General features: G+C 31.2%; 24 protein-coding genes and 2 pseudogenes. 6 read left to right on the top strand and 20 right to left on the bottom strand.

The window, feature by feature from the left end; translation table 11 throughout:
* The first annotated feature begins 267 nt into the window (after positions 1-267).
* Positions 268-1,194, top strand: coding sequence for an aldo/keto reductase (locus ACU8YW_RS14095; protein WP_048547451.1), 927 nt, complete (start codon positions 268-270; stop codon positions 1,192-1,194).
* Positions 1,195-1,214: 20 nt separating this feature from the next.
* On the opposite strand, the gene ACU8YW_RS14100 is transcribed toward ACU8YW_RS14095, so the two are convergent.
* Together ACU8YW_RS14100 and ACU8YW_RS14105 are read right to left on the bottom strand one after the other, a co-directional pair.
* Entirely contained in the window at positions 1,215-1,811 is a 597-nt protein-coding gene (locus ACU8YW_RS14100) for a DJ-1/PfpI family protein (RefSeq protein WP_097907898.1), read from the bottom strand.
* Positions 1,808-1,891 (bottom strand): annotated as a pseudogene (locus tag ACU8YW_RS14105) (ankyrin repeat domain-containing protein); the annotation flags it as partial. The pseudogene ACU8YW_RS14105 and the gene ACU8YW_RS14100, both read right to left, overlap by 4 nt.
* 173 nt (positions 1,892-2,064) lie before the next feature.
* On the opposite strand from ACU8YW_RS14105, the gene ACU8YW_RS14110 reads away from it, so the two are divergent.
* Positions 2,065-2,496: a cytidine deaminase gene (locus ACU8YW_RS14110; RefSeq protein ID WP_046959685.1), complete on the top strand. Its 432-nt coding sequence runs from the start codon at positions 2,065-2,067 to the stop codon at positions 2,494-2,496.
* 257 nt (positions 2,497-2,753) lie between these two features.
* On the opposite strand, the gene ACU8YW_RS14115 is transcribed toward ACU8YW_RS14110, so the two are convergent.
* From ACU8YW_RS14115 to ACU8YW_RS14125, 3 genes are all read right to left on the bottom strand, one after another.
* Positions 2,754-2,984, bottom strand: coding sequence for a hypothetical protein (locus ACU8YW_RS14115; protein WP_000789031.1), 231 nt, complete (start codon positions 2,982-2,984; stop codon positions 2,754-2,756).
* A gap of 372 nt (positions 2,985-3,356) precedes the next feature.
* Positions 3,357-3,620, bottom strand: coding sequence for a hypothetical protein (locus ACU8YW_RS14120; protein WP_000432423.1), 264 nt, complete (start codon positions 3,618-3,620; stop codon positions 3,357-3,359).
* A gap of 201 nt (positions 3,621-3,821) precedes the next feature.
* Positions 3,822-4,586, bottom strand: coding sequence for a class I SAM-dependent methyltransferase (locus tag ACU8YW_RS14125; protein ID WP_088063725.1), 765 nt, complete (start codon positions 4,584-4,586; stop codon positions 3,822-3,824).
* Positions 4,587-4,783: 197 nt separating this feature from the next.
* On the opposite strand from ACU8YW_RS14125, the pseudogene ACU8YW_RS14130 reads away from it, so the two are divergent.
* A pseudogene (locus ACU8YW_RS14130) lies at positions 4,784-5,049 on the top strand (hypothetical protein).
* Positions 5,050-5,108: 59 nt separating this feature from the next.
* Here the strand turns inward: ACU8YW_RS14130 and ACU8YW_RS14135 are convergent.
* The 3 genes from ACU8YW_RS14135 to ACU8YW_RS14145 form a co-directional block, all read right to left on the bottom strand.
* Complete coding sequence (locus ACU8YW_RS14135; RefSeq protein WP_088063726.1) at positions 5,109-6,905, bottom strand: Xaa-Pro dipeptidyl-peptidase; 1,797 nt, start codon at positions 6,903-6,905, stop codon at positions 5,109-5,111.
* A gap of 200 nt (positions 6,906-7,105) precedes the next feature.
* On the bottom strand, positions 7,106-8,482 hold the full coding sequence (locus ACU8YW_RS14140; protein WP_088063727.1) for a sensor histidine kinase: 1,377 nt from the start codon (positions 8,480-8,482) through the stop codon (positions 7,106-7,108).
* On the bottom strand, positions 8,475-9,122 hold the full coding sequence (locus ACU8YW_RS14145; protein ID WP_046959692.1) for a response regulator transcription factor: 648 nt from the start codon (positions 9,120-9,122) through the stop codon (positions 8,475-8,477). Before ACU8YW_RS14145 ends, ACU8YW_RS14140 begins: the two co-directional genes overlap by 8 nt.
* Positions 9,123-9,243: 121 nt before the next feature.
* On the opposite strand from ACU8YW_RS14145, the gene ACU8YW_RS14150 reads away from it, so the two are divergent.
* Positions 9,244-9,660, top strand: coding sequence for a hypothetical protein (locus tag ACU8YW_RS14150; protein WP_046954155.1), 417 nt, complete (start codon positions 9,244-9,246; stop codon positions 9,658-9,660).
* Positions 9,661-9,705: 45 nt separating this feature from the next.
* Here ACU8YW_RS14150 and ACU8YW_RS14155 read toward each other — a convergent pair whose 3' ends face one another.
* The 8 genes from ACU8YW_RS14155 to ACU8YW_RS14190 form a co-directional block, all read right to left on the bottom strand.
* Entirely contained in the window at positions 9,706-10,203 is a 498-nt protein-coding gene (locus ACU8YW_RS14155; protein WP_088063728.1) for a DinB family protein, read from the bottom strand.
* Between the two features lie 99 nt (positions 10,204-10,302).
* Positions 10,303-10,761 carry a GNAT family N-acetyltransferase gene (locus tag ACU8YW_RS14160; protein ID WP_088063729.1) on the bottom strand — a complete coding sequence of 153 codons (459 nt, stop codon included), beginning with the start codon at positions 10,759-10,761 and terminating at the stop codon, positions 10,303-10,305.
* A gap of 389 nt (positions 10,762-11,150) precedes the next feature.
* Positions 11,151-11,855, bottom strand: coding sequence for an alpha/beta hydrolase (locus ACU8YW_RS14165; protein WP_426934309.1), 705 nt, complete (start codon positions 11,853-11,855; stop codon positions 11,151-11,153).
* Positions 11,856-12,025: 170 nt separating this feature from the next.
* Positions 12,026-13,405, bottom strand: coding sequence for a 5'-methylthioadenosine/adenosylhomocysteine nucleosidase (locus tag ACU8YW_RS14170; protein WP_088063731.1), 1,380 nt, complete (start codon positions 13,403-13,405; stop codon positions 12,026-12,028).
* Positions 13,406-13,425: 20 nt separating this feature from the next.
* Complete coding sequence (locus ACU8YW_RS14175) at positions 13,426-14,424, bottom strand: phosphotransferase (RefSeq protein WP_426934310.1); 999 nt, start codon at positions 14,422-14,424, stop codon at positions 13,426-13,428.
* Positions 14,425-14,439: 15 nt separating this feature from the next.
* A complete protein-coding gene (locus ACU8YW_RS14180) occupies positions 14,440-15,192 on the bottom strand; it encodes a WecB/TagA/CpsF family glycosyltransferase (RefSeq protein WP_088063733.1) in 753 nt (250 codons plus the stop codon).
* A 12-nt stretch (positions 15,193-15,204) separates the two neighbouring features.
* Complete coding sequence (locus ACU8YW_RS14185; RefSeq protein ID WP_088608841.1) at positions 15,205-16,794, bottom strand: M3 family metallopeptidase; 1,590 nt, start codon at positions 16,792-16,794, stop codon at positions 15,205-15,207.
* A 114-nt stretch (positions 16,795-16,908) separates the two neighbouring features.
* Positions 16,909-18,177: an APC family permease gene (locus ACU8YW_RS14190; RefSeq protein ID WP_426934311.1), complete on the bottom strand. Its 1,269-nt coding sequence runs from the start codon at positions 18,175-18,177 to the stop codon at positions 16,909-16,911.
* A gap of 142 nt (positions 18,178-18,319) precedes the next feature.
* Here ACU8YW_RS14190 and ACU8YW_RS14195 point away from each other — a divergent pair, with 142 nt between their 5' ends.
* A complete protein-coding gene (locus ACU8YW_RS14195; RefSeq protein ID WP_088063736.1) occupies positions 18,320-18,754 on the top strand; it encodes an Lrp/AsnC family transcriptional regulator in 435 nt (144 codons plus the stop codon).
* Positions 18,755-18,843: 89 nt separating this feature from the next.
* Here the strand turns inward: ACU8YW_RS14195 and ACU8YW_RS14200 are convergent, their stop codons facing one another.
* Complete coding sequence (locus ACU8YW_RS14200) at positions 18,844-20,115, bottom strand: helix-turn-helix domain-containing protein (RefSeq protein WP_088063737.1); 1,272 nt, start codon at positions 20,113-20,115, stop codon at positions 18,844-18,846.
* Positions 20,116-20,569: 454 nt separating this feature from the next.
* Between ACU8YW_RS14200 and ACU8YW_RS14205 the strand changes: the two genes are divergently transcribed.
* Complete coding sequence (locus tag ACU8YW_RS14205; RefSeq protein ID WP_075307469.1) at positions 20,570-20,773, top strand: hypothetical protein; 204 nt, start codon at positions 20,570-20,572, stop codon at positions 20,771-20,773.
* A 47-nt stretch (positions 20,774-20,820) separates the two neighbouring features.
* Here ACU8YW_RS14205 and ACU8YW_RS14210 read toward each other — a convergent pair whose 3' ends face one another.
* The 3 genes from ACU8YW_RS14210 to ACU8YW_RS14220 all read right to left on the bottom strand — a co-directional run bounded on the left by ACU8YW_RS14210 (position 20,821) and on the right by ACU8YW_RS14220 (position 22,829).
* Positions 20,821-21,681, bottom strand: coding sequence for a DegV family protein (locus tag ACU8YW_RS14210; protein WP_088122376.1), 861 nt, complete (start codon positions 21,679-21,681; stop codon positions 20,821-20,823).
* A gap of 480 nt (positions 21,682-22,161) precedes the next feature.
* Positions 22,162-22,614, bottom strand: a complete 453-nt coding sequence (locus tag ACU8YW_RS14215) for a spore coat protein (protein WP_088063739.1) — start codon at positions 22,612-22,614, stop codon at positions 22,162-22,164.
* A 14-nt stretch (positions 22,615-22,628) separates the two neighbouring features.
* On the bottom strand, positions 22,629-22,829 hold the full coding sequence (locus tag ACU8YW_RS14220; protein WP_060487103.1) for a hypothetical protein: 201 nt from the start codon (positions 22,827-22,829) through the stop codon (positions 22,629-22,631).
* Positions 22,830-23,035: the final 206 nt, after the last annotated feature.

The following is a 23,035-nucleotide window of genomic DNA, read 5'->3' on the forward strand; positions in this document are numbered from 1 at the left end:
TATATTTTCACTACCCTCGGCATAATCCCTTACTAACTATAATTCTATTCTTATAAAATAAGCTCCTTCACAAAAATATCTTACAAATCAACCAATTAAAGATAGCATTCGACGACATTTCCATATTTACTTTGAATTTTTTTATGTATGCTGCCATAAAATAGTAGTTTCTGTTATTCTTTTTCTATTATTGTAGAAGAGTTTTTTTACACACAAAATACCTTCCCTACATATCGATGTTATAACATGCTTACAAGGAGGAAAAATATGCATTACCGTACATTAGGTAAAACTGGAATAACTGTCTCTGAAATAGGTTTTGGGGCATGGGCAATCGGTGGTGATGAATGGGGACCTGTTAACGATAAACAATCTATAACCGCTATAAAAAAAGCAATTGAGTGTGGTGTGAATTTTATTGATACTGCAGATGTGTATGGTTTAGGACATAGTGAAAAGTTAGTGTCTACCGCAATTAAAGGATATCGTAATGATATTATCCTATCAACGAAAGGCGGTTTAATCGGACATCACTACGATCCGAATGGAGAACCTGTATATGATACTCCCGAAAAAATCATCGCCGTATTTGAAACAAGTTTACAACGTCTTCAAACAGATTACATTGATCTTTATTTTTGTCATATTTGGTGGCATAACCGTAGAGAAACAGAAGCATTTTTACGTGCATTTGAAGTATTAAAACGTGATGGAAAAGTAAGAGCAGTCGGTGTTTCGACACATGATTTACAATACATTCGTCATTTCAATAAAAACAATGAAATTGACATCGTACAACTTGATTACAATATATTGAATCGAAAACCAGAAAATGATATTTTGCCATTCTTACAAGAAAAAAATCTAGGAGCTGTTATTCGTGGGCCGTTAAAAATGGGTATTTTAACTGGAAAATTCACAAATAAAACAACTTTTCCAAATGGAGATTTACGCAAAGATTGGCCAAATGAAAATTGGTTTCAAGAAGACTTACAAAAGGTAGAGAAACTTCGGTTGCTCTCAAATAAAAATCAGACCTTAGGGCAACTTGCACTTCGCTATATACTCACTCATCCAGCAGTGAGTGTTGTAATCCCAGGTGCAAAAACAGAAAAACAAGCACAAGAAAATGCAAATGCGTCTGTTCGCCCTATTTTGAGTGATGAGGAGATTAGCTATATTCAATCAATATAAAAAAGCCCGGCCTGGGCTTTTTAATTTTGTAAATCAATATCATATTCCATACTTTTAGCTGTTTCCTCAGCAATCTCCACACCTAACAAATTTTTTACAATATGAAATGACATGTTAATACCAGCTGAAATACCTGCAGATGTAATAATGTGTCCTTCATCTACAAATTTCACATTCTCCATTACTTCTACATTCGGATAATCTTTTTTGAAAGTTTGAATACTAGCCCAATGCGTTGTTGCTTTTAAGCCTTCTAGTAAACCGGCTTTCGCAAGTAATAGCGCTCCCGTACAAACTGATGTCATTAGCTTTACTTCTTTCATTTGCTGACAAACCCAATTTATTATAATATCATTTTTCACTTCATTTTCCCGAACGCCTTTACCACCGGGAATGATTAAAATATCAACTGGTGGGAAATCTTCAATACTATAATCCGGTTTTACCTTTAATCCGTTTCTTGCTGTAATCATTTCTCCATTTTGGCTAACTGTATACACAGTAAATGGTTTTTCTTCATCCGCTTCGGTTACAGAAAAAACTTCAAATGGCCCAGCAAAGTCTAACACTTCTACCTCGTTAAATAAAAATATGCCCACACTCCATTTATTTATCATACGTTCACTTCCTGTTTTAAATGATGTAAAAGGTGATCATGTTCTTTTTCTAATGCAATATAATATGCTGTTCTCCCATCTTTCAAAATATTTAAGTTTCCCCTTCTTCTATATGTTCTATTGATTATGATATTTTCCTGTTAAAACTACAGTTTACATAATAATATTATCTCTCCAATAATTATCTGTTATTTTAAATATTAAATTTTTTCGTTAAAATAACACTAATCATGTTTAATATGGAGGAGAGATTATGTTACAAGTAATGCCTTTAAATAGTGAAGACTATGATTTAATTAAAGCTGCTGAAAAAGTAATCGAAAAAAACTATAAATACGGTCGTCATCATATCGGTTCAGCTGTAAGAACTAAAGCAGGTAATATTTATGCAGCAGTGCATGTTGAAGCGAATGTTGGAAGAATAACAGTATGCGGTGAAGCTATGGCGATCGGAAAATCTATTTCAGAAGGTGATCATGAATTTGATACCATTGTCGCAGTTGCTCACCCACACCCTCATGAAGATATAGAAAAATGTTGGGTTGTTGCTCCATGTGGTATGTGTCGAGAATTAATAAGTGATTACGGAATAAATACGAACGTTATACTTTCTTATAATGGTGAACTTGTAAAATGTAACGTAATGGAATTATTACCTGAAAAGTACACAAGTGAAGTAGAATAATCATTCCTGTTTTCCATTCATCAAATAATATTATTCCAATAAAAAACAATCCATTTTAAAAACGGATTGTTTTTTTATTTCTTTTTTATGCAGTTTATTTTTTTCTATTTTCGATAATTATAAAATTATCATTAACAAAAATGAAATTCAAATATTCAAGTACGTATTGCGGTTCGTTTTTCATTTGAAAATTAAAATCCTTTTTCTCCTTACATTCGAAAAATATCAATATAAATTCTCTAAAATAAGCAGTCTTATCATACTAATCTATAACAATTCTGTCTTCTTCCCTTACCTGTTTCCTTTAACACATATGATTTTAAAACAAGCGCTGTTAATGAATCTGTTAATGTTTTATATGATAAATTAGATAACGCTAATAGATCGTTCGTATATAACATTCTATGCTTCTCTAATAATAATAGTACTAATCGTTCCGACGGTTTTAATGCCTCATCACTTTCTAGTATAAAGTCTATATTTTTCATTTCTCTAATTGTTACTCCTTATATAAAAAAATACTTGCACAACTAATTTAATATAAAAATAATACACAACAAGATTTGAAGTATATTAAAATAACATCGTTTCGAAACACTATTATACTATAACATAGAAAAAGCATTTCCCGAAATAGGAAATACTTTTTAAAATTGCTTATATGTTTCTTCCAAACTTACATTATATTTCGAATTCTTATCCGTACAATTTCCTCCTAATTTTTGCTGGTCATACCGATGTATTTGTAATCAATCGAGTTCTTCTAAAATAATATAAACAAATAAAAACGGTTAGTCTATCATACTCTAAACATGAATGAATAACCGTTTTCCAGCTTCTTCTCAAATACATGTACTACCTTAAATATTTCTTGCAATATGCGGCTTACTGTAATGACTTGTACCACCACCGCCTACTACTACTTTACCGCCTTTTTCAAAAATTAATAGTTTACTTGAACCATCTGCAAGAAGTACTATTACTTCAGCATTATTACTTGTTGCTACATAAATTACATAGCCACTTTTTGATATACATGTTTCCCAATTCGCATCAAATTCTGATCTTACTACACGATTGGAATACACTTGATTTTCAATTCTGTCTTGTTCTACGTTTTCCAAATTTATCCCCTACTTCTCTAAAATATCATTTATAGAAAAATAACATTTCTATTTGAAATAGTAACTGCCTTTAATATAAGTAGTATATGTAGTTAGTAGAAGAATGCTTGGACAACCGGAACGTAATACCATGTAAGTAATATACAATTGAAATAAGGCAGCCGATATTATATCGATTGCCTTATTTTCATACATAGTTCTTTATTTTTCGTTTCGCACAGCTTCAAAAGTAAACATTTGACTTGCATTTGACGGTTCTTTTTCATAAACATAGTCAGCGGAGTAAGTAATGTTAGAGAAACCTATACTTTCTAGCAGAAGTTTAAACTCTTCTATTCCATACCAGCGTATCGCAAAGCGTTGTAGTTCTGTTTGTACTAACTGCCCTTTACTCCATTTTTCATATTTTAAATATGATAGAGTAACTTGGTTCAGCCAATCTATTTCAATTGATTTATTTTCTAATGTAATTCCGTCTCCACTCGGCAAAGAAAAAGTCGATGTATGAATCTCTCCTGTTTTCCAGTCATGCGGAAGCATAATATCTACGATTAATCGCCCGCCTGGATTAAGATGTTCATAAAAACATTTCAATGCGTTTATAGAATCTGTACGATTTTCAATTAAACAAAAAGATCCAGTTGGAATGATAATTGCCTCGTATTTATGTGGCAGTGAAAATTGTTGTAAGCTTCCTTCATATAAATTAGGATGTAAGTTTCTCTCTTTACATCGCACGCGGCACGATTCTAGCATTTCAGGTGAATAATCTATCCCATCTACTGTAAAACCAGCTTCAAGAAGCGGGATAATGACACGCCCTGATCCTACCGCTGCTTCGAGAATTCTTCCCCTACAATTTTTTAAACGTTCCTCGTAATACTCAATATCACCATTTAAAGAATAACCGACAGGCTTAGTGAAATCATAAAGTTCCGTGCAAAGTGTACTATAAAAACTAAACATTTATTTTCTCCTCCGTTTTATACGTACGGAAGATTTTCATTCAATTAATCTTCCTGTACCTTTATTTTTAATAAAAATTCGAAAGAGCTGACTGTCATATTATATCACTCGCTTTCCATACAATATAATTATATTGTATAATATTCCATTCAAAATGAACATATGAAAATTCAGAATTATATTGAAAGGAGGATATGATGAATTCATTAATTGGATTTATTTTTCTTCTTATCACTTTTAATACACTCATTTTCTTTATAGCAAAGAAATATCAACGAATATGAAAAATAGCCAGTGGTATTTTCATACTTTCTTCGCCACCTTGCACGTAATTGATGAAAAAGTAGGAGATGGATTCGCTGGAGGTTTTGCTGGGCTTACCTTTAGTGGTCTATTGATCGTGAATGCAATTTTTTTATTTGTTGTAAGCATTTTTGTATCTACTAATAAACATTCACATTAAACTCCCCATTTCAAAGTTTAAAGAGCTTACTATGCAGTAAGCTCTTTATTCATAACTATTTATTTCACAATCGGCAATATTACTTCACTTAATTTTACTGTAAGCTTCGTGCCTGCTTTCGGTCTAATCGTATAATCATAGTCACTAGCGATTAAAATGCCCCCTATTTGATGCCCCGCTTTAAATACATAATCATCAGGCTGCATATCCCATGTGAATGTATAATCTTTGCCCGGTTGAATCGCTGTTGAATTTTCTATACTCTTTAAGTTTTGTGGATCCATCCAGCCTCTCGTTACAATTTCCGGCTTTGCTCCACCATAATCAACAAGTAAAGCAGTTAAATTTGATACAGATCGATCAATATTTCCTGTAATTGAAATCTTTGGTGTACCGCTTATACGCGTATCTTTTTGAAGTACAGGCATTGTATACACTAATCGATTGGCTACTTCTAATTCTGGGTTTTCTATTAATTGATTTGATTTCATTTTTGCATCATCCACGAATGAGAAAACTTTATTTGCAGAGCCCATACTTAATGGCAAATTAACTGCTTTGTTACTTAAATACATACGAACTTTTGACGGTACAGCTGCTGGATCCGGCCAATTTTTTATTTTATCCCAAGTTTTATTTTCACGTTGTACATCCACCATCGGTTCATTCATAATCCCATTTTCAATTCCATACAACCAGTAATCGAACCATTTATTTTGTGTTCTTTGCCAATCATTTGTTGATGTTCCACCGTGTCCACCTTGATGTAACCACATTTTACGAGGGACATCATTTTCTCCAAGTGCTTCCCACCACTGCGCAAACTGCTTCGTCTTTACATTCCAATCATTTAAACCATGAACAACAAATACACTTGCTTTTACATTTTTAGCATCTTTTACATAATTACGTTTATCCCAAAAATCATTATAATTACCAGTTTTCCGGTCCTGTCCAGCTGTTAGCTCTTTTATTACTTGTCCGCAAACTTCAGGATTTTCTCTTGTTAGAACTGCTTCTGCCATGTTATCTGTATCTTCTCCTTGGTATCCACCAGGCGCAATGACTGCACCGTTTGCACGATAATAATCATACCAACTACTAATCGCTGCGATTGGAATAATTGTTTTTAACCCTTCCACGCCAGTCGTCGCAACTGCATTTGGTAACGTACCATTATAAGAAACGCCTGTCATACCTACATTTCCTGTTGACCAATCAGCCTTAACTTCCTCACCATTTTCTGTATATGCTTTCGCACGCCCATTTACCCAATCAATGACAGATTTCGTCCCTAATATTTCTTGCTCATCCCCAGTAGTTGGACATCCGTCTGATTTTCCAGTTCCTATACTTTCACCTAAAATGACTGCATAGCCTCTTGGCACATAATAATTTCCGTATGAACCAAGATTAACAGCTCCATACGGTTTCCCTTCATACGCATACAATTCTTCATCTACATTATATACAGGAACATCTTTTAAGCCAGATCGATATGGACTCATTTCATAAATAACGGGAACTTTCACATTCGAATTAGTTTTTGGACGCATAACTTTTACTGATACACGATCCTTTTTTCCATCTCGATCACTATCAACTTCCGTCTCTACAAATAGATTTTCGATAATTGCTTCATCAAGCGAGTAAATCGGTTTTGTCATCCCATTTTCTAATTCGATCTTCGTATTTGATTGTACTCCTTCTGAAACTTTCACATTTAACTTCACGTCATTCTCATTTATGTAGTTTGTTTCTTTATTGTCTGCATACGCAGTCATACTAGAAACTCCTGATGTGACTGATAAAGATAAGATTGTTGATAATGTAATTGCTATTTTCTTTTTCCCCATACTTTTTCCTCCCCATATATGTCTCCTTTTACTATACAACGAAATAACAGAAAATTCAGTTTATATTTCATGCAACAACTTGAAAAATTTGTAGAACACTCTTCAAACGAGCTTTCGAGGTTATACATTCTGATTTACTACTCTCATATAATCAAAAAAAACATCGCCTAATAATAGACGATGCTTTTTATAGTTTCGAATTAGTCATTCTTCATATTAATATAAAATCTTATATCTCGCTCTATTGTAGAGACTCCATAATCAAAACCATGTCTTTCTAAAATACTTTGCACTATCGCTAAACCTAGTCCTGTACCAGAATGGTCTTTACTACGAGAAGATTCTAAGACGTAAAAAGGTTCCCAAATTTTATCGATATCTTTCATTTGTTCAGCATTCATACCATTTTGAATTTGAAAATATATATTTTCATTTCTATCTTCTAAAGTAATTTTTATATTTTGATTTGCTGTATATTTTATCGCATTAGATATTAAATTTTGAAAGACCATTTTCATTTTATTTACATCAGCATTAACAACTGCATCGCTAACATTATAGTTCACTTGCAAATTGATTTCTTTCGATTCCAGTTCAATCTTATGCTTATCTAATATACTTTGGACTAGTGATTTAATATCGAATTCTTCTTTTTCTAAAACATCTCTTTCTAGTTTAGAAAATCGTAATAACTCTTCAATTAGGTTTGAAATATGATCAGTTTGTTTAATGATTGTATCTATGTATGTACCATCATCTAAACCATCTTTTATTCCCATAGAATATGCTTTCACTAATGCGATTGGAGTCTTTAATTCATGCGTCACATCACCCATAAATCGTTTTAAATGTTCATTTCGATCTGTTAAATCTTCATGCGCTTCATTTAGTTTTTCACTCATGATATTAATACTATTAGCTAAGTCCCCTATTTCATCATTTGTTTTCACTTTCGCTCGTTCAAATTTCAAATTTGAAATATCTTCTGCAACATTACTTAATTCTTTCAATGGTCTGGTGATTGTCGTTGAAAGTATCCATACAAGTACGATAATGAGAAAAATCGTAATGCCAAAAATGTAAAAATAAAATGAATTTAACACTTTTATTATTTCATTAGAATGTGCGATCGAAACTCCTACTAAAATTAACATATCGTCTTTCGCAATGTATTTCACAAAAAAACTAGATTTAATCTTTTCTTGATCATATATTTTATTCGCTTGCCCGAAGTTCTTTACTTTCATTACTTCTTCTTTTGTAATCCAAAGTTTATTAAGGGCAACCCTTTTCCTTGTAAGTTGCATACGTAACTCATCATTAATTCGATCTTCCGAATTGTTAATTGATGTATACGCAATCGTAACATTTCCTTTATTTTCAATGCTAGTAATTGCTTCATCCAGTTGTTTGCTCGGTATGGACTGTATTTGTGCTGTAATACCTTCTAAACTTTCTCGCGTTTTGTAAATATTATATTTCGGTAAAAGATAGTTAATTAATAATAAAGAGATTGTAAAAATAAGAATAACAGTTATAGAAATGCTGAGAAATAGCTTTTTTCCAAGTTTATTCACTCTGCTCCTCCAAACTATATCCTAAACCACGATGCGTCTTTATAATATTTTCTCCTACTTTTTTACGTAATCTTCTTACATGTGTATCAACAGTTCGCTCTTCTCCGAAATAGTCAAATCCCCATACGATATCTAACAATTTTTTTCGAGTTAAAATCATGCCTTTATGATTTAAAAAACACTTTATCAATTCTAACTCTGTTTTTGTAATATCTAACTCTTTGTCATTTTTATAAACTTTATTTTTAGTGAAATCTATTTTCAAATCTTGAACTTGAATGACATCATCATGCTGTATAAGTTTTTTCGCTCTAGTTATTAATACGCCTGGATGAAATGGTTTTTTTACATATTCATCTGCGCCACTTTGAAGTGCTGCTAATTCATCTTCACTTTCACTTTTCGCTGTAAGCATTAACACTTTTACGCTTGAATTCTTTTTTATTTCCTGACAGACAGTAATACCACTATGTTTCGGCATCATCCAATCTAAAACAGCTAAATCAACTTTTTCATCATAAAATATTTGAAGTGCTTCTTCTCCATCTTTTGCTAATAAAACTTCGAAGCCTTCTTTCTCGAAATAAGCCTTTAAAATCCTTAACATATCTTGTTCATCATCTGCTATTAATACTCTCATACATTATCCTCCATTGCTATTAAACAAAAACCAATTGTATTATACAACTTCTTTGTTACATCAATGTGACAGAAAAATATTTGAACGTTTTAAGGGTATAGTAAAAACGAGGTGTTGTATTATGATTAAAAAAATCGGGGTTATTACTCTTCTTTGTTTCTTATTATCAACAAATGTGTTCGCAAATACAAATCAACAAATTGAAGTGTTTGATTGTCAAAAAGAAATGGTCGTTCAAAAACAATCTTTAGATCCAGCTATTCAAAAAGAAGCTGTTCAATACGCCAAATCCATTACTGGCCCGTTCAAAAACTTAAACGTCGTTCCAAAAGATGGTCACATGATAAAAATCCCATTATCTAAACCAATTTCTATTACAAATCAATGGTTACATACAACAATTGATGAAGTACTTATTCTCCTCCCGCTTAATCAAAAACCTTATATTATGCTTTACGATGATGAAAACAATCCGCATTTTTATTATGTGAAAGGTGATCCGAAGGGATTATTGAAACAAATGAATGTTAAATTATAATGTAAGAAAGATCCCACAAATATCATTTGCGGGATCTTTTATTTATCAGTTAGCAACTACATTTTCATTTAAAAAATGAATAACCTGTCTTTTATGATGATTATCATGATCTATAAATTCTTTAATAATATATATAAGAGAATACGGCGTTCCAGTATGAGGACAATGTGATACCCCATTGGCTGTTAAAGGTGTCTTTAGATTTTCATCAGGCAGTAATCTAAGTTCTTTTACGAGTAATTCTCTTTTAGCTTTTGCTTCTTCAAGAAGTTTCACCTTAGATATACCTGATTTAGCATAATTAGATGCTAGTTTATTATATGTATCAAAATCAGGGAACTCCATTCCCTGTCCATTTCTCACTGATAATAATGTCTCACATAAAAGATAGTCATCCCAGTTCATAATATGTGATATGATCTCGCTAATAGTCCATTTCCCCTCTGATATTGGAGCCACCCACAATTCCTCTTTCATACCTTTCAATGTATTTAACCAAATTGAATATTCATTAAAATCATTAATAATTTTATTCTCTCCCATTATCTAATTCCCCATTCTAATAATAGATTCTAATAAATTATACCATCAATCTATACAAAAACGAACAAAAGTTCTATTAGAGAGATAAATATTAATTCACTACATCCTTTTATGTAAGTTCAAATAATGGCTTGCTCCCACAAATTTTATCCCTTTCAAAAATCCACTCGAAGTATAAAATTTGTCACCCTGTTCTGTATCTGTATGTAAGACAACAATATTAAAATATTTTTTCGCTTCGCCTAAAATTCGCACTAACAGTAACCTCCCTAATCCTTTCCTTCGGTATTCTTTTGCAATATAAAATCTCCTTATCCTACCAATCCTATTGTTTTCTGTATATGGGTCCTCATTTAACCCTCCTATTCCAATTAACTTTTCCCCTTGAAAAATACCATATAAACATTCTCCAGTTTTATTAAATATGTTTATTTTATTTTCATATTCACTTATTAGTTTTATTAAGAAATTAAATCCTTCTTCTTTGCTTTCTTGAACAAGATAATCGTGCTCGTATTTCATTAAATCTTCAATTTGTTGAATATGTATATCTTTCAAGTAAATTCCCCCTTAATATAAAAATACGTAAAAATGCTCAAGAATTATTTATTCTGAGCATTTTTATGGTTGTTCTTTTATTTAATTCGTAGTGTGCGTATTCTTCACTTCAGATGTAAATCGATAATATAGTTGTTTTATTTTATTATGAAAATATAAGAGCCTTGCTACACTCTAGTGTGTGGTAAAGCTCTTTAAAGTTGTTTAATTTCTATACATATAAAGATATTTGTACTCAAAAATCATTAATAAAGTTGTTTAATTCTTATTGAACTAAGGCAATTGTTTGTTTAAGTGAATACTTTTACATTTATAATATCTTTCAAATATAATATTAGTTTATATATTCACTATTCTTCTCTAACAGGTTCAAGATAAATTATAATTTGTTAATCGATACGTTTGTGTAACCACTGTTCAAATATCTTGAACTGTTCTTCAGTATGAAAATAATGTTCACCTGTCTCCATGACTTCTAATTTACAACGATGTTTTTTTGTAAAATAGTTAATAGTTTCAAATTCGCACAGTTCATCCTTGGATCCGTACATAATATATGTATCTGTATTCCATGTATTAATAGGATGTTCTTTTACATAACATAAATAATCCCAATATAACTTTTGACCAATCGGTGTCTCTATAGTCATTTCTTTTTGCAAAAGCTCTGGTGTTACATTAAACCATTTCATCATATTTTCGATAATTCGTTCCATATTAACTACTGGTGATAAAAATAATGCCTTTTCTATCACATCATTTTGATAAGCTAAAAGGCTAAAATAAGCTCCTATACTACATGCAAACACGCTTACTTTTTTCCAATGTTCTTTTGCGTAATTCATATTTATCGATAATTCACTAACACAAAACTGTACTTTGCAAGGAGTATTATCATTTTTTCTGTCTCCATGCTCAGGTAAATCAAAGCTTAATACTTGATAACCTTTTTGATTAGCTTCTTCAGCTAATATTTGAATAACTGTATCTTCCTTATTTGACCTATTTCCATGTACTGCAATAAAAACTTTTTCACTTTTATCTCCCCACAAAACCGCGGGAATATTACTAATGTTAAAATTATCTTTAAGCATATTTCCTCCGTGGAATAAGATATATAGGAATTGGCAAAAAACTGCACACACTTTATAATCCTCTACTCAGTTTTTTTTAAAATCAAACTATTACTAATTTATCACAAATGAATTCTACTCCATTCGTGGAAGAAGGATTTTTAAAATATTATATGATTTTTTAAATGAATTTATAATCTCTGCACAGTAGGCAATATTCCCTTCAACTCAAGTAAATCATCTATTACTAAATCCGCCTGCGCAAGTTCATCTTCTTGTGCAAAATCAAAGTTGCATCCAATCGCAATCAAGCCATTATCTTTCGCTGCACGTATATCAGATAACCGGTCCCCAACTACAGCTGCTTCTTTTATATCATATTTGTTTAAAATACTTTTTACTAAGTCGCTTTTATTAAGTGAGTTTATTTGCTCAATACTAAATGTTTCAGTAACCCATTGGTCTAAATCATAATAAGATACGATTGCTCGTAAATATTTAGTTAAACCATTACTAGCAATATATATTGAACAATTATTTTCTTTTATGTATGTAAAAACTTCTTTTACGTTCGGGTATAAAGCACCTTTTCCGCTCTTAATGTTTTCAATTAATCTTTCTAAAAAATATGCATCTGTTTGTTCTCTTACTTCAATAGAATGATTCGGTAATAAAGCTTCCCAGACTTTCGGCAAAGGCACACCCATAATTTCACGGTATTTTTCAATAGGTGTTACCGTATCCCATAATTGTAGTGATCTTAAGTAATCAAAAGTATCATCTAACGATAATTCTAAAATTTTATCAGTTTGAAATAACGTTCCGTCCATATCAAAAATTAATGCTTGTAACATGTCATTCTCCCCTTTTGAACTATAAGTTTTACTCGATATATTTTTCAGCATCTCAACGATAATTTCTGAACAATAATTTGCGGCAGTTTTCGCGAAGTCGTCATAAGAAATTTGCGCTTCATCATCTGCACTGTCAGAAATACATCTTATAACGAGAAATGGTACTTCATTTATGTAAGCAACATGGCCAATTGCTGCACCTTCCATTTCAGTACAATGCGGCGCATATTCGTCTATTAATCTCGCTTTTAGTTTTGAATCTTCAACAAAACATTCACCACTGACGATTCTTCCTTCATGAACCTCCATATGTAAACTACTACTATTGCATGCTGTACGTGCTAACTCAACTAATTCCATACTTGCGACAAATTCTTCTTGGAACGGGAATAAGTTTTTCATTTGAGTTTTACTTACATCATGGTGGGTAACATTCGTTGAAATAACGATATCACCAACTTTTACATCTCGGTGTAACCCTCCAGCAACACCTGTATTGATGATAGCATCTACATGAAATTTATGAATTAATGTTTGCGTACATGCGGCTGCATTTACTTTCCCTACACCAGAACGTGTAATAATTACTTTTGTTCCCATGAATTCGCCAATGTAAAAAGGCATTCCCGCAATCGTCTGTTCTTCTTGTATAGCTAGTTTTTCTAAAAGTAAGTCTATTTCGATTTGCATTGCTCCGATAATGCCGATTCTGTTCATGAATGTTATCTCCTTTTTTCTTATAAGTCTGCCAATATATTATGTAATGCACTATAATTTTCAGCTATCCAATTCATTTCATCTGCAAAACGTGAAGGTGGTACACTATTCTGATCCATATTAGTATGAATCCACCATGTACTCTCCATATACCAAAGCATTTGAATTGCCCGAACAATACTCCCTATTGGAAAGTCTAATTTATTACGGTATCCGGCTAAAAATGATGCAACAAGACTCTTATTTAATACTCCATCATGTAAGGCACAAGATATAACCGCACGCCCAATATCCAACTCTACATAATCATAATCCATACGATCAAAATCTAGAATTGCTGAGACTTCATCATTATGGAATAAGAAATTATCTACCCATAGATCACGGTGCACCCATCCTTTTTTACTACTATAAAATTGATCTATATTTACTAATTGTGTTGCTTCTTGCTGCAATTTTATATGGGAGAGAATATGTTCTTTTCCTAACTGTTCTGCTTCTCTCCTTTTATCTTCCCAATGTTTCAACCTTTCCTCTTTAGTAGGCGGAACAAATTTAGGGTTTTCTCCTTCTATTAAAGAGCCATCATTTAACAAATTATGCATTTGACCTATTGTCTTACCAAGAGAGTAGATTTCCTTTTCATTCACTTTTCCTGGTGAAATTAGATTACCTTCTTTATGTTCTAAAACTATAAATCTTTCATTATTTTTTGATGTATGCATTACATTATTTTTATAAGTTAGAAGCTTCGGACAACATACACCATTATTATGTAGTCTTTGCTGGTGATGTAATGCTTGTATTAAAAGTTCTGGGTTATACATTTTGTACCGTTTTTTATTATATTGCTTTAATACAAAAGATCCTGCATCCGTTTCGAGTTTCCACTTCAAATTTAGCCAACCACGATGAATAGGTATTGCTTTTTGAATTTTAAATTCAAATAAATATTCACATTCTACTTTCAGCTCTCGAAAAATTTCTTTAGCTTTTTCATTAGATAACGGCTCTATCATCTTGTTTATCCTTTCTTAACTTGGTGTTCCTTTCATCCTCTCTACCATAACTGAAATTAAAAATTTCGGAAGTACGAGTTGTCTCTTTAACCGTTTCGGCTGCGAAAGTAACCTATACAGCCATTCAGTTCCTGTATCCCTCATAATTTTTGGTGCTCTTTTTACAGTACCAGATATTATATCAATCATGCCTCCTATACCAATAGATAGCGGCACGTTTAATGTTTGTATGTTTTCATAGATGAATTCTTCTTGTTTTGGTGAACCTAGTCCTACTAGTAGTAAGTGCGGCTTGAATTGCTTAATTTTCATTTTTACTTCTTCTATTTCTTCGCCATTTACAAATCCATGCTGTCCTTTAAACTGTGCTCCTGGGAACTGCTCATTTAATTTTTTTAGTGCCTTTTTATTACTTTCTGGCGCAGCTCCAAAAAGAAAGACACGATATTCATTGTCATTACAATATTTTATTAAATCGTGAGTGATATCTGCCCCAGTAACACGTTCTTTCAAAGTTCCTTTTAATATTTTCGAGCCTATTATGACGCCAATCCCATCCGCTGTTATTAAATCTGCAGAAAGTAACATCTTTTTAAACTGCTTTGATTTAGCCGTGCTTTCCTTTGCAGACATAACAATTTCAGGATTTGCAGTTACTACAAACCTTGGTTTCTCTTGTTGTTCATGTAGCCAACCTTTTAATAAACTTATAGCTTTTTCATATTCTAAAGTTGAAAAAGGTATTCCCTTTATAAGTTGGTGATCCACTATACTCTCTCCTTACATAAGCCTCAAATATTCATCAACATCTTTCGAAATTTGTCTAAAAGCTTTATACCAGAATACATAGCTTGTTATATCGATTTCAAAATGTTTTTTCATAAGTTCTTCCACTGGAGCTTTTCCTGTTTCTCGTAAAAACTCCTTATATTTCGGATGAAAAGTACTTTTACTTTCTTGAGCCATCTCTAATAAACTAAAACTAGCTAAATACCCAAATGTGTATGGATAATTATAAAAAGGAACATCTGCAATATAAAATTGAATGTATTTCATCCAAACAAACGGCTGATATTCTGATAACGCATGCCCATATGCTTTTTCTTGCGATATAATAGATAATTTCTCGATTTCATCAGCACTTAATGGACCTTCTTTACACTTTTCATAAAAATTCTTCTCAAATTCAAATGATGCTCGAATTGCCATTACATAATTAAAACAGTTTCTTATTTTCCAACTAAGCAATGACTTTTTCATATCTATACTATCTGTTGTTTGAATTAGATAGTTTAAGAGTACCGTTTCAAAGCAAATAGACGCCGATTCAGCCGTACTCATTGGCAAATAATCATCTAAAAAAGAAGTAGATTGCTCAAAACTCATATTATAAAAATGCCAAGCATGTCCTAGTTCGTGCGCAAGTACTCTTACACTATCGATGCTTCCGTCATAACGCATAGAGATTCGTGATTCTTTTTCACTGAAAAAAGGAGCACAAAATCCACCAGGTGGTTTATTATCTCTCGGTTCCGCATCCACCCATCCACTCTCTATTGCATTCCGTGCAAATTCTGCTAATTCTTTATCTATATTTTCAAACGCATCGTATATGTTTTGAACTGCTACTGAAAAAGGGATATGAATCTCATTATTTTCCTTTACGGTCATAAGTTCATGCCATGTAATCGAAGCTTCCCCCTTCTTATACACGTTTAAAACACTTACTAATGTATCAAGATTTTCTTCTGTCGCATTCCACATTTGTAATAATACAGTTTCAGTAATACCATTAGCATGTAGAGATTGCGTTAAAATCTCTCTATCTTCTAATTCATTACTCTTTGTATTACGTAATCTCCCTATTTGATTTAATACAGTAGCAAAAATTTCTTTTTCCTTATGTAAGGCATTTGTTAATAACTCGAATACTTCTACTCTTTCCTTTTCATTATCACTATTCATTGCAATATTATTTGCTTGTCCAAATGATATTTGCTTATTATTGTGCTCTATTTCTATCTTATTTCTTAATTGTATGTACATATTTTCCCATGCACCAAGTTCATCTTTTATTAAATTAGTATTAATATTATTGGAAGTTTCCATTTCACTTTTCTGTATTACTTGCTGTACTTCTTTTTTCAAATCTTTTACTGTCATAGTCGATATAGTAAGGTCAGATGAAATACTTTCTTCAGCAGATCGGCAATACAAATAGTATTCTGCTTTTTCAATAGATTGTATAAGTTTTGAAAGAATCTCTACATCTTTTGTCGCATAATATTGTTCTTTCAACCTCAATATTGGAGTTACAATATCCTCAATTGGATACAATCGATCTAAATCCCACCTAGTAATTTCATGCATTTTTATAGCCGCCTCCTATTTTTACAAATAGTTACAGATATTTACCCTCACAATTATAAACGAAATGTAAAAAATTTAATATCTTTAAATATTTAGATTTCTACAAACGCATTCTTATTTATATTCTTTTCTTCTGCTACTGCAACGTACATAGCATAAACAGATAAACGATACAGCTACTGGAATCAGTATTACTCCTCCAATAAAAGGATAAACAACCACACAACATGTAAAAGCTACTATAGAAAAAATTTTACCTAACCTATTCTTTATTAATTTCATTCCAGCTGCAGTACCGACTATGTATGTAACAATCCCCAACGAATTCGGTATTAAAACAATTTTATCTATGCTAATATGGAAAACGAAACTTATTAACAAACCTATTATTGCAATAAAACTTACAACTTTTACTGCATTTGTTGGTGTTTCTCTTTTTTTATTAATCTGCGCTAAATAACACGGTGCAACTTCTTCTTTTCCTAGTGAATAACCTAAGCGCCCGATACTTGCGATAAATGCATTTGTCGTCCCTAAACAAATGATAAAAGCTACAAATCCAATTATCCATGCAAGTTGGTCGCCTAATGCTTGCTTCATTACAAGCACAAGAGCTGTAGTATTATCAGCATTTATATGATAGGATTTCGTTCCAATTACTGATAATGCAATACCTATATATAAAACTCCAATAATAACAATTGCAAATCCCGTAGATAAAATAATATTTCTTTTTCTAGGTGATTTAAATTCAGGAGCTAAACTTGCAATAGCTTCCCACCCAAAAAACGACCAAAAAATTAATAATGATGCCTCTAAAATCGGATTTATTTCTTGCATAGAAATATGTACATTTATATTTTTTATTTCAATATAAGGTAGTGAACTAATAATTGTTATTAGCAAAATAAAGAAAGTTAATAAACCAATACATACTTGAAACAATCCACTCATTTTTAATCCACATAAATTGAAAACTATTGAAATACTTAAAATAATAAACGCTATTACGTAAGAGAAATACGGTGATAAAGCAAACACTTTCACGATATACATTCCACCAGTCATTGAGACAACAATTTGCCCAACGCTACCTGCAATAAAAAAACACCATCCTATAATAGCACCTATATTTTTACCGAAAGCTTTTTCTGCAAACGTGGCAATTCCACCTGCACTTGGGTACTCAATCGATAAAAAAGCGAATGTGAATGCAAGTGGAATACTAAGTAATATCATAATAAGCCAAGAAACAATCGCATTCCCTTCTGCAACACTCGCTGTCATACCAGGTAATATAAGAATTCCTGATCCTAAAACCGCTCCGACATATAAGGCTGTTCCCTTTTTAATAGAAATTGTTTCATCAAAATGATTAGACATTACATGCACCTCCATTTATATTTTAATTATAGAAAGTTATCAATCTATTCAATATACAAAAGTGCATGTAATTTAACATGAGATTTTATATTATGTATTTATTTCAGAAATTTACTTTCAATTTTGTAAAGGAGCATAATTCATGGATGAAATTGACAAGAAAATTACGTTATTACTACAAGAAGATGCCAGAATGACAATTACAGAAATGACCGAACACTTACACCTCAGCCGCCCTAGTGTTACAGAAAGACTAAAGAGATTACAAGATACTGGAATACTTGAGAAATATACGGCTCGGATATCATTAGATGCAGTTGGAAAATCAATTCAAGCATTTTTAAGAATCGAAAATTTAAAGATTCCATGCAAAAAATTTGAGGAGAAAATATACACAGAATATAGAATACTTGAATGTCATCGGGTGACAGGTGAAAGTAGCTATTACTTAAGAGTAGCGGTTCACTCAATGAAAGAATTAGAGGAATTAATTGATATCGTTATACCATTTGGTACAGTAAAAACTTCGATGATTTTATCTTCACCGATACCTTATCGACCAGTAATTATAGAATAGTAATAAAAAAGAGGCTATCCAAAAGGTATAAAATACCCTACTCTTTTGGATAACCCTTTACAATTTATAAGAATTTTTACTAAACTTCTTTATAAATCCATTTTATTTTCAACTGATATTTTATAAAATTTCGCAGATAATTTATAAGAGCGATTTTCATTATAAAAGTTACCTAGTTCATAGGATAGTTCAGCAACTAAGCGATGTTGTTTTTTTTCTAATCCCACTTCAATTGCTTTTTGCATATTTTTCTCATATTCATAATAATCCCCACGTATTTTGAATACTTTAGCTTTCAAACCATATAGTTGGACAAATGCAATTGGCACATCATAAATCGATAAAAAATGAAATGCTTCATTCATAGCCTTATTAACATTTTTCCAATCTTTAAGTTCTATGTATATCTCCAACATGTTTCGTAACGCATATACTTTTTGATCTTTCTGTGATAAAAATTCACTTAATTCCAAAGTTTTTTCGTAGTATTTAATGGCATTCGTATAGTCTTTCAAACCTTGATAAATTTTACCGTAATCATATGAAATGATAGGTAAATACTTTGAATCATCATTAGTAGCCAAACTATTTTCTACTTTCTGTAAAATTTCAAGTGCCTTTTCATATAACTCATCCATAATATACAATATTGCAAGCATTAAAAGTGTATTTATTACGTTTTTCTGCATACCATTTTTTCTGTATATGTTGTAAGCTTTTAGGGCATACAAACGACTAATACTTTTATCTTTATAAAGCTCCTTATATACATGACATAAATTATAGTATATATGGCCATGTTGTTCAGTTTCTTCTGCACCAAGTAAACTCTCAGCCTGTACATAAATATCATGAGCAGCAATGTAGTCTTGTTTATTATAAAAATATAAACCTCGAGCTTTTAAATAATAAATATAATCTTCAGGATCTTGCATTTCGACTTGACTTGGTATCATTTGCGAAGCTTGATCTATAAGTAACTTCACATATGGCACGTTTTTTTGTCGAGCGTGGTAGTATATCAGTACACCATATACCTTTAGTAATAAAGGGATTGAATCCACTTCACGAACATATAATTCTAACAAAGATAAGTCAGCTTCTGTAATAGTTTTATCTTTTTTATATTTATTACATATTTTAAAAATAGTAAGCTTTATCTCCTCGTAATTTCCATTTATAAGATAATCGCTCTTAACTTCTAACTTCTTAGAAACCTTTTTTATAAAAGAAGATGACGGTTTTATTTTTCCACTTTCTATTCTACTTAAATATGTTATTGAACATATTCCTGATACGAGTTCCCCCTGTGTTAATCCTTTATGCATCCGAACATGGCGAATACGTTCCCCTATTTCCATCTTTCTACTCTCCCTGCTTAACCATTTCATACTTTTTACTAAATAAGCCATTATGTATTGCATAATCTTTCATACTAAGAAAATACATAACTTTACAAATGTAAAAAAATGTATCATATATTTTAATTTTACATTCATACTATGATTATTTCTAGATACTTTGTTAAATTTAATGGTTAAAATTTAGATTTTTCGTCCATTTTTTTCATGTGATTTTACTACTTGTTATTAACAAACACAGAATCATATACTTACATTACGATAAACTTAATGAAAAGGATTTAACTACATGTAAGCTATCATTCTTCATTTAAATAGTTATAGTTCATTACATTTACCTAATACATAGAAAATATCTATTGTAAACCAAATAAATTTAATAGATGAATTATTAATATCAAATCCTAGAAATTAGTTTGTCGAATTATTCAATAAAAACGAAAGGATGATAAACATGATTGTAAAATTTAAAGATGAATCCTCACGAAAAATAGTAAGATATGTTGGAGGCGCTGTTTTACTTTTAATAATCGCTTCTTTCCTTTATCAGTGGAAAAATGACTTAGTAATTGATCAAACTGAAAGATTTAGCTTTGGACTAGCTATTATCACTTTCCTATCTACCTTCTTACCTTTTAAAGAGAAAGTGAATAAATAATTACATATAAATGAGATTAAAAAAGGATTGATCAAAAGATCAATCCTTTACTCTACTTCATTTAAGAAGAACAATGTTAACGCACCAGGTCCTGTATGCGCTCCGATTGCAGCTCCAATTGTATTTACGATAAATACTTCACAGCCAAATCTCTCTGTAATTAATGCTTTTAAAGCTTCAGCTGTTTCTATGTCATCACCATGAGTCATAGCGATTGTTTGACCTTTAAGGTCTTTTCCACGCTCTTCCATAATATCTACAATTCGGCTTAGTACTTTCTTTTTCCCTCTTACCTTTTCAAGTGGTACAAGTTTTCCTTCTTGCACGTTTAAGATCGGTTTAATGTTTAGTAAACCACCGATAAAACCAGCTACTTTACTTAAACGCCCACCTCTCACTAAGTACTGCAAGTCAGCTACTGTGAAGATATGTTCTATATGGTTCATTAGAAAATCAACACGTTTTAAAATATCTTCTTTTGATGCGCCGTCTTTCGCCATTTTAGCAGCTTCTAATACGACAAGCCCTTGACCAAGCGAAGCACATTTCGTATCAATAATTTCTAAATCTAAATCAGCATATGTTTCTTTCACTTCTTCTTTAATAACAACTGACGATTGATATGTACCAGACAGTTCAGATGAAAAAGCTAAATATATACAAGGATTACCTTCTTTTGCATAAGAAACAAATTTTTCTTGGAAAGTTTCAAGTGAAGGCAATGACGTTCTATAAACAGCGCCTTCTCTCATGTTTTGCAATAATGTAACTGACTCTAATGTAACTCCATCTAAATACTCTGTTTCTGCTTCATCATAAACACGGAGTGGAATTAAATCAATATCATATGCTTGCAGCAATTCTACCGGTAAATCCGCCGCACTATCCGTAATGATTTTAACACCCATTTTTAAACCTCTATTCTGTTATAAATATAAAAAATATAAAATAAAAATAGTACTTTTAAATTATATACGTAAAACTTAAATGAAGAAAGGAAAAGACTTTATATTGTATGCACTATTCTTCAAATGTTGAACTGTTAATAAAAATCATTCCAATTTAACCAATTGTTTATTGTTATTTTTTCTATACCACGAATAATTTTAGGGATTTTTCATTATTATATTTAAATTACTTAATTTAATGTGGTCTTTTCAAATTTATACTGTTTAAAATTAAAAAGCCAAATCCAATAAAGGAAACGGCTTTTTAATTTTTTAAAAAATAACCAAACTTTATTTTCCATCACATTGTTTGTTAACCTTATTATTCATGCAATGTTAAATATTAGTCCAATTATGATTAATATTTTAGCCTGTACTATAATTAAAAAAGTGAATACTTATCCCTAAGAAGCACCATATTTAAAAAACAGGTCAAATATTTTATAGAATATTTAATTTTACTAGTAAAGCTAATAAAATTTGGAGAAGAATTTGAACATTTACTGCTATGTCTGTATCCGTAGTCGTAACTGTAACATTTCTAGAATTTCTAATGACAGTTTCTTGTTTATTAACTTGTTTAACAGATGATTTTTGAAACAATTCTTGTGCTACACGGTCAGCTTTTTCACTATCTGCTATAGAAATACTTATTATAACCACGATAGCTGCTTGTAATGCTGCTTGAATAGATAACGCAGCTTTTGTATCTGTAGTAGTAACTTCTACATCTGCTGAATCAACAATTGTAATAGACTCTTCAGAAATTTGATAAGTTTTGCTTTCTTGTGCAGCTGCTTCTGAAACATTGGCATTTTTAAAAGATGGATGAGGATTTGAAGAATCTAATGCACTCCACTTTTTATTTTCATCTGTATGGCATGCTTTGTCCATAAGTTCACCCCCTTTCAATCTAAATAATTATTAACCTGTGATTGTATTTCAGAAACAATACTTTTAATTTGCTGTTTTTTTTCTGGCGATAAATTTTTTAACCTTTCTTCATTTATCCCATGCCTATTAAAAATATCTGAGAGTAAAAGGTCTATGATTATATTCTTTTGATCCTTATCAAACTTAAAGGAAGAAAATTTGTTTAAATCATCCATTTACAATATTCACTCCAATCAATTTTCTATAAAATTTTTAAATAACTACCAGCATTATATGTAATTTAATAAAAATTGCTTGGACAAGTAACTCAATCTTCTATTTCCACTTATTTTTACTAATAAAATCAAAAAGCTGGCTTCTAATAAGAAGACAGCTTTCCTTCACATAAACATAAGTTTCATTTACTGTTAAATAATGTATT

The organism is Bacillus pretiosus (genome assembly GCF_052947655.1).

Bases quoted from the DNA above. Each gene is read 5' to 3' on its own strand.
- ACU8YW_RS14095 (WP_048547451.1), top strand. From the start codon at position 268: ATGCATTACCGTACATTAGGTAAAACTGGAATAACTGTCTCTGAAATA.
- ACU8YW_RS14205 (WP_075307469.1), top strand. From the start codon at position 20,570: ATGATTGTAAAATTTAAAGATGAATCCTCACGAAAAATAGTAAGATAT.
- ACU8YW_RS14195 (WP_088063736.1), top strand. From the start codon at position 18,320: ATGGATGAAATTGACAAGAAAATTACGTTATTACTACAAGAAGATGCC.
- ACU8YW_RS14100 (WP_097907898.1), bottom strand. From the start codon at position 1,811: ATGATAAATAAATGGAGTGTGGGCATATTTTTATTTAACGAGGTAGAA.
- ACU8YW_RS14185 (WP_088608841.1), bottom strand. From the start codon at position 16,794: ATGCATGAAATTACTAGGTGGGATTTAGATCGATTGTATCCAATTGAG.
- ACU8YW_RS14165 (WP_426934309.1), bottom strand. From the start codon at position 11,855: ATGCTTAAAGATAATTTTAACATTAGTAATATTCCCGCGGTTTTGTGG.
- ACU8YW_RS14190 (WP_426934311.1), bottom strand. From the start codon at position 18,177: ATGTCTAATCATTTTGATGAAACAATTTCTATTAAAAAGGGAACAGCC.
- ACU8YW_RS14150 (WP_046954155.1), top strand. From the start codon at position 9,244: ATGATTAAAAAAATCGGGGTTATTACTCTTCTTTGTTTCTTATTATCA.
- ACU8YW_RS14115 (WP_000789031.1), bottom strand. From the start codon at position 2,984: ATGAAAAATATAGACTTTATACTAGAAAGTGATGAGGCATTAAAACCG.
- ACU8YW_RS14145 (WP_046959692.1), bottom strand. From the start codon at position 9,122: ATGAGAGTATTAATAGCAGATGATGAACAAGATATGTTAAGGATTTTA.
- ACU8YW_RS14110 (WP_046959685.1), top strand. From the start codon at position 2,065: ATGTTACAAGTAATGCCTTTAAATAGTGAAGACTATGATTTAATTAAA.
- ACU8YW_RS14220 (WP_060487103.1), bottom strand. From the start codon at position 22,829: ATGGATGATTTAAACAAATTTTCTTCCTTTAAGTTTGATAAGGATCAA.
- ACU8YW_RS14155 (WP_088063728.1), bottom strand. From the start codon at position 10,203: ATGGGAGAGAATAAAATTATTAATGATTTTAATGAATATTCAATTTGG.
- ACU8YW_RS14125 (WP_088063725.1), bottom strand. From the start codon at position 4,586: ATGTTTAGTTTTTATAGTACACTTTGCACGGAACTTTATGATTTCACT.
- ACU8YW_RS14200 (WP_088063737.1), bottom strand. From the start codon at position 20,115: ATGGAAATAGGGGAACGTATTCGCCATGTTCGGATGCATAAAGGATTA.
- ACU8YW_RS14210 (WP_088122376.1), bottom strand. From the start codon at position 21,681: ATGGGTGTTAAAATCATTACGGATAGTGCGGCGGATTTACCGGTAGAA.
- ACU8YW_RS14215 (WP_088063739.1), bottom strand. From the start codon at position 22,614: ATGGACAAAGCATGCCATACAGATGAAAATAAAAAGTGGAGTGCATTA.
- ACU8YW_RS14175 (WP_426934310.1), bottom strand. From the start codon at position 14,424: ATGATAGAGCCGTTATCTAATGAAAAAGCTAAAGAAATTTTTCGAGAG.
- ACU8YW_RS14170 (WP_088063731.1), bottom strand. From the start codon at position 13,405: ATGAACAGAATCGGCATTATCGGAGCAATGCAAATCGAAATAGACTTA.
- ACU8YW_RS14135 (WP_088063726.1), bottom strand. From the start codon at position 6,905: ATGGGGAAAAAGAAAATAGCAATTACATTATCAACAATCTTATCTTTA.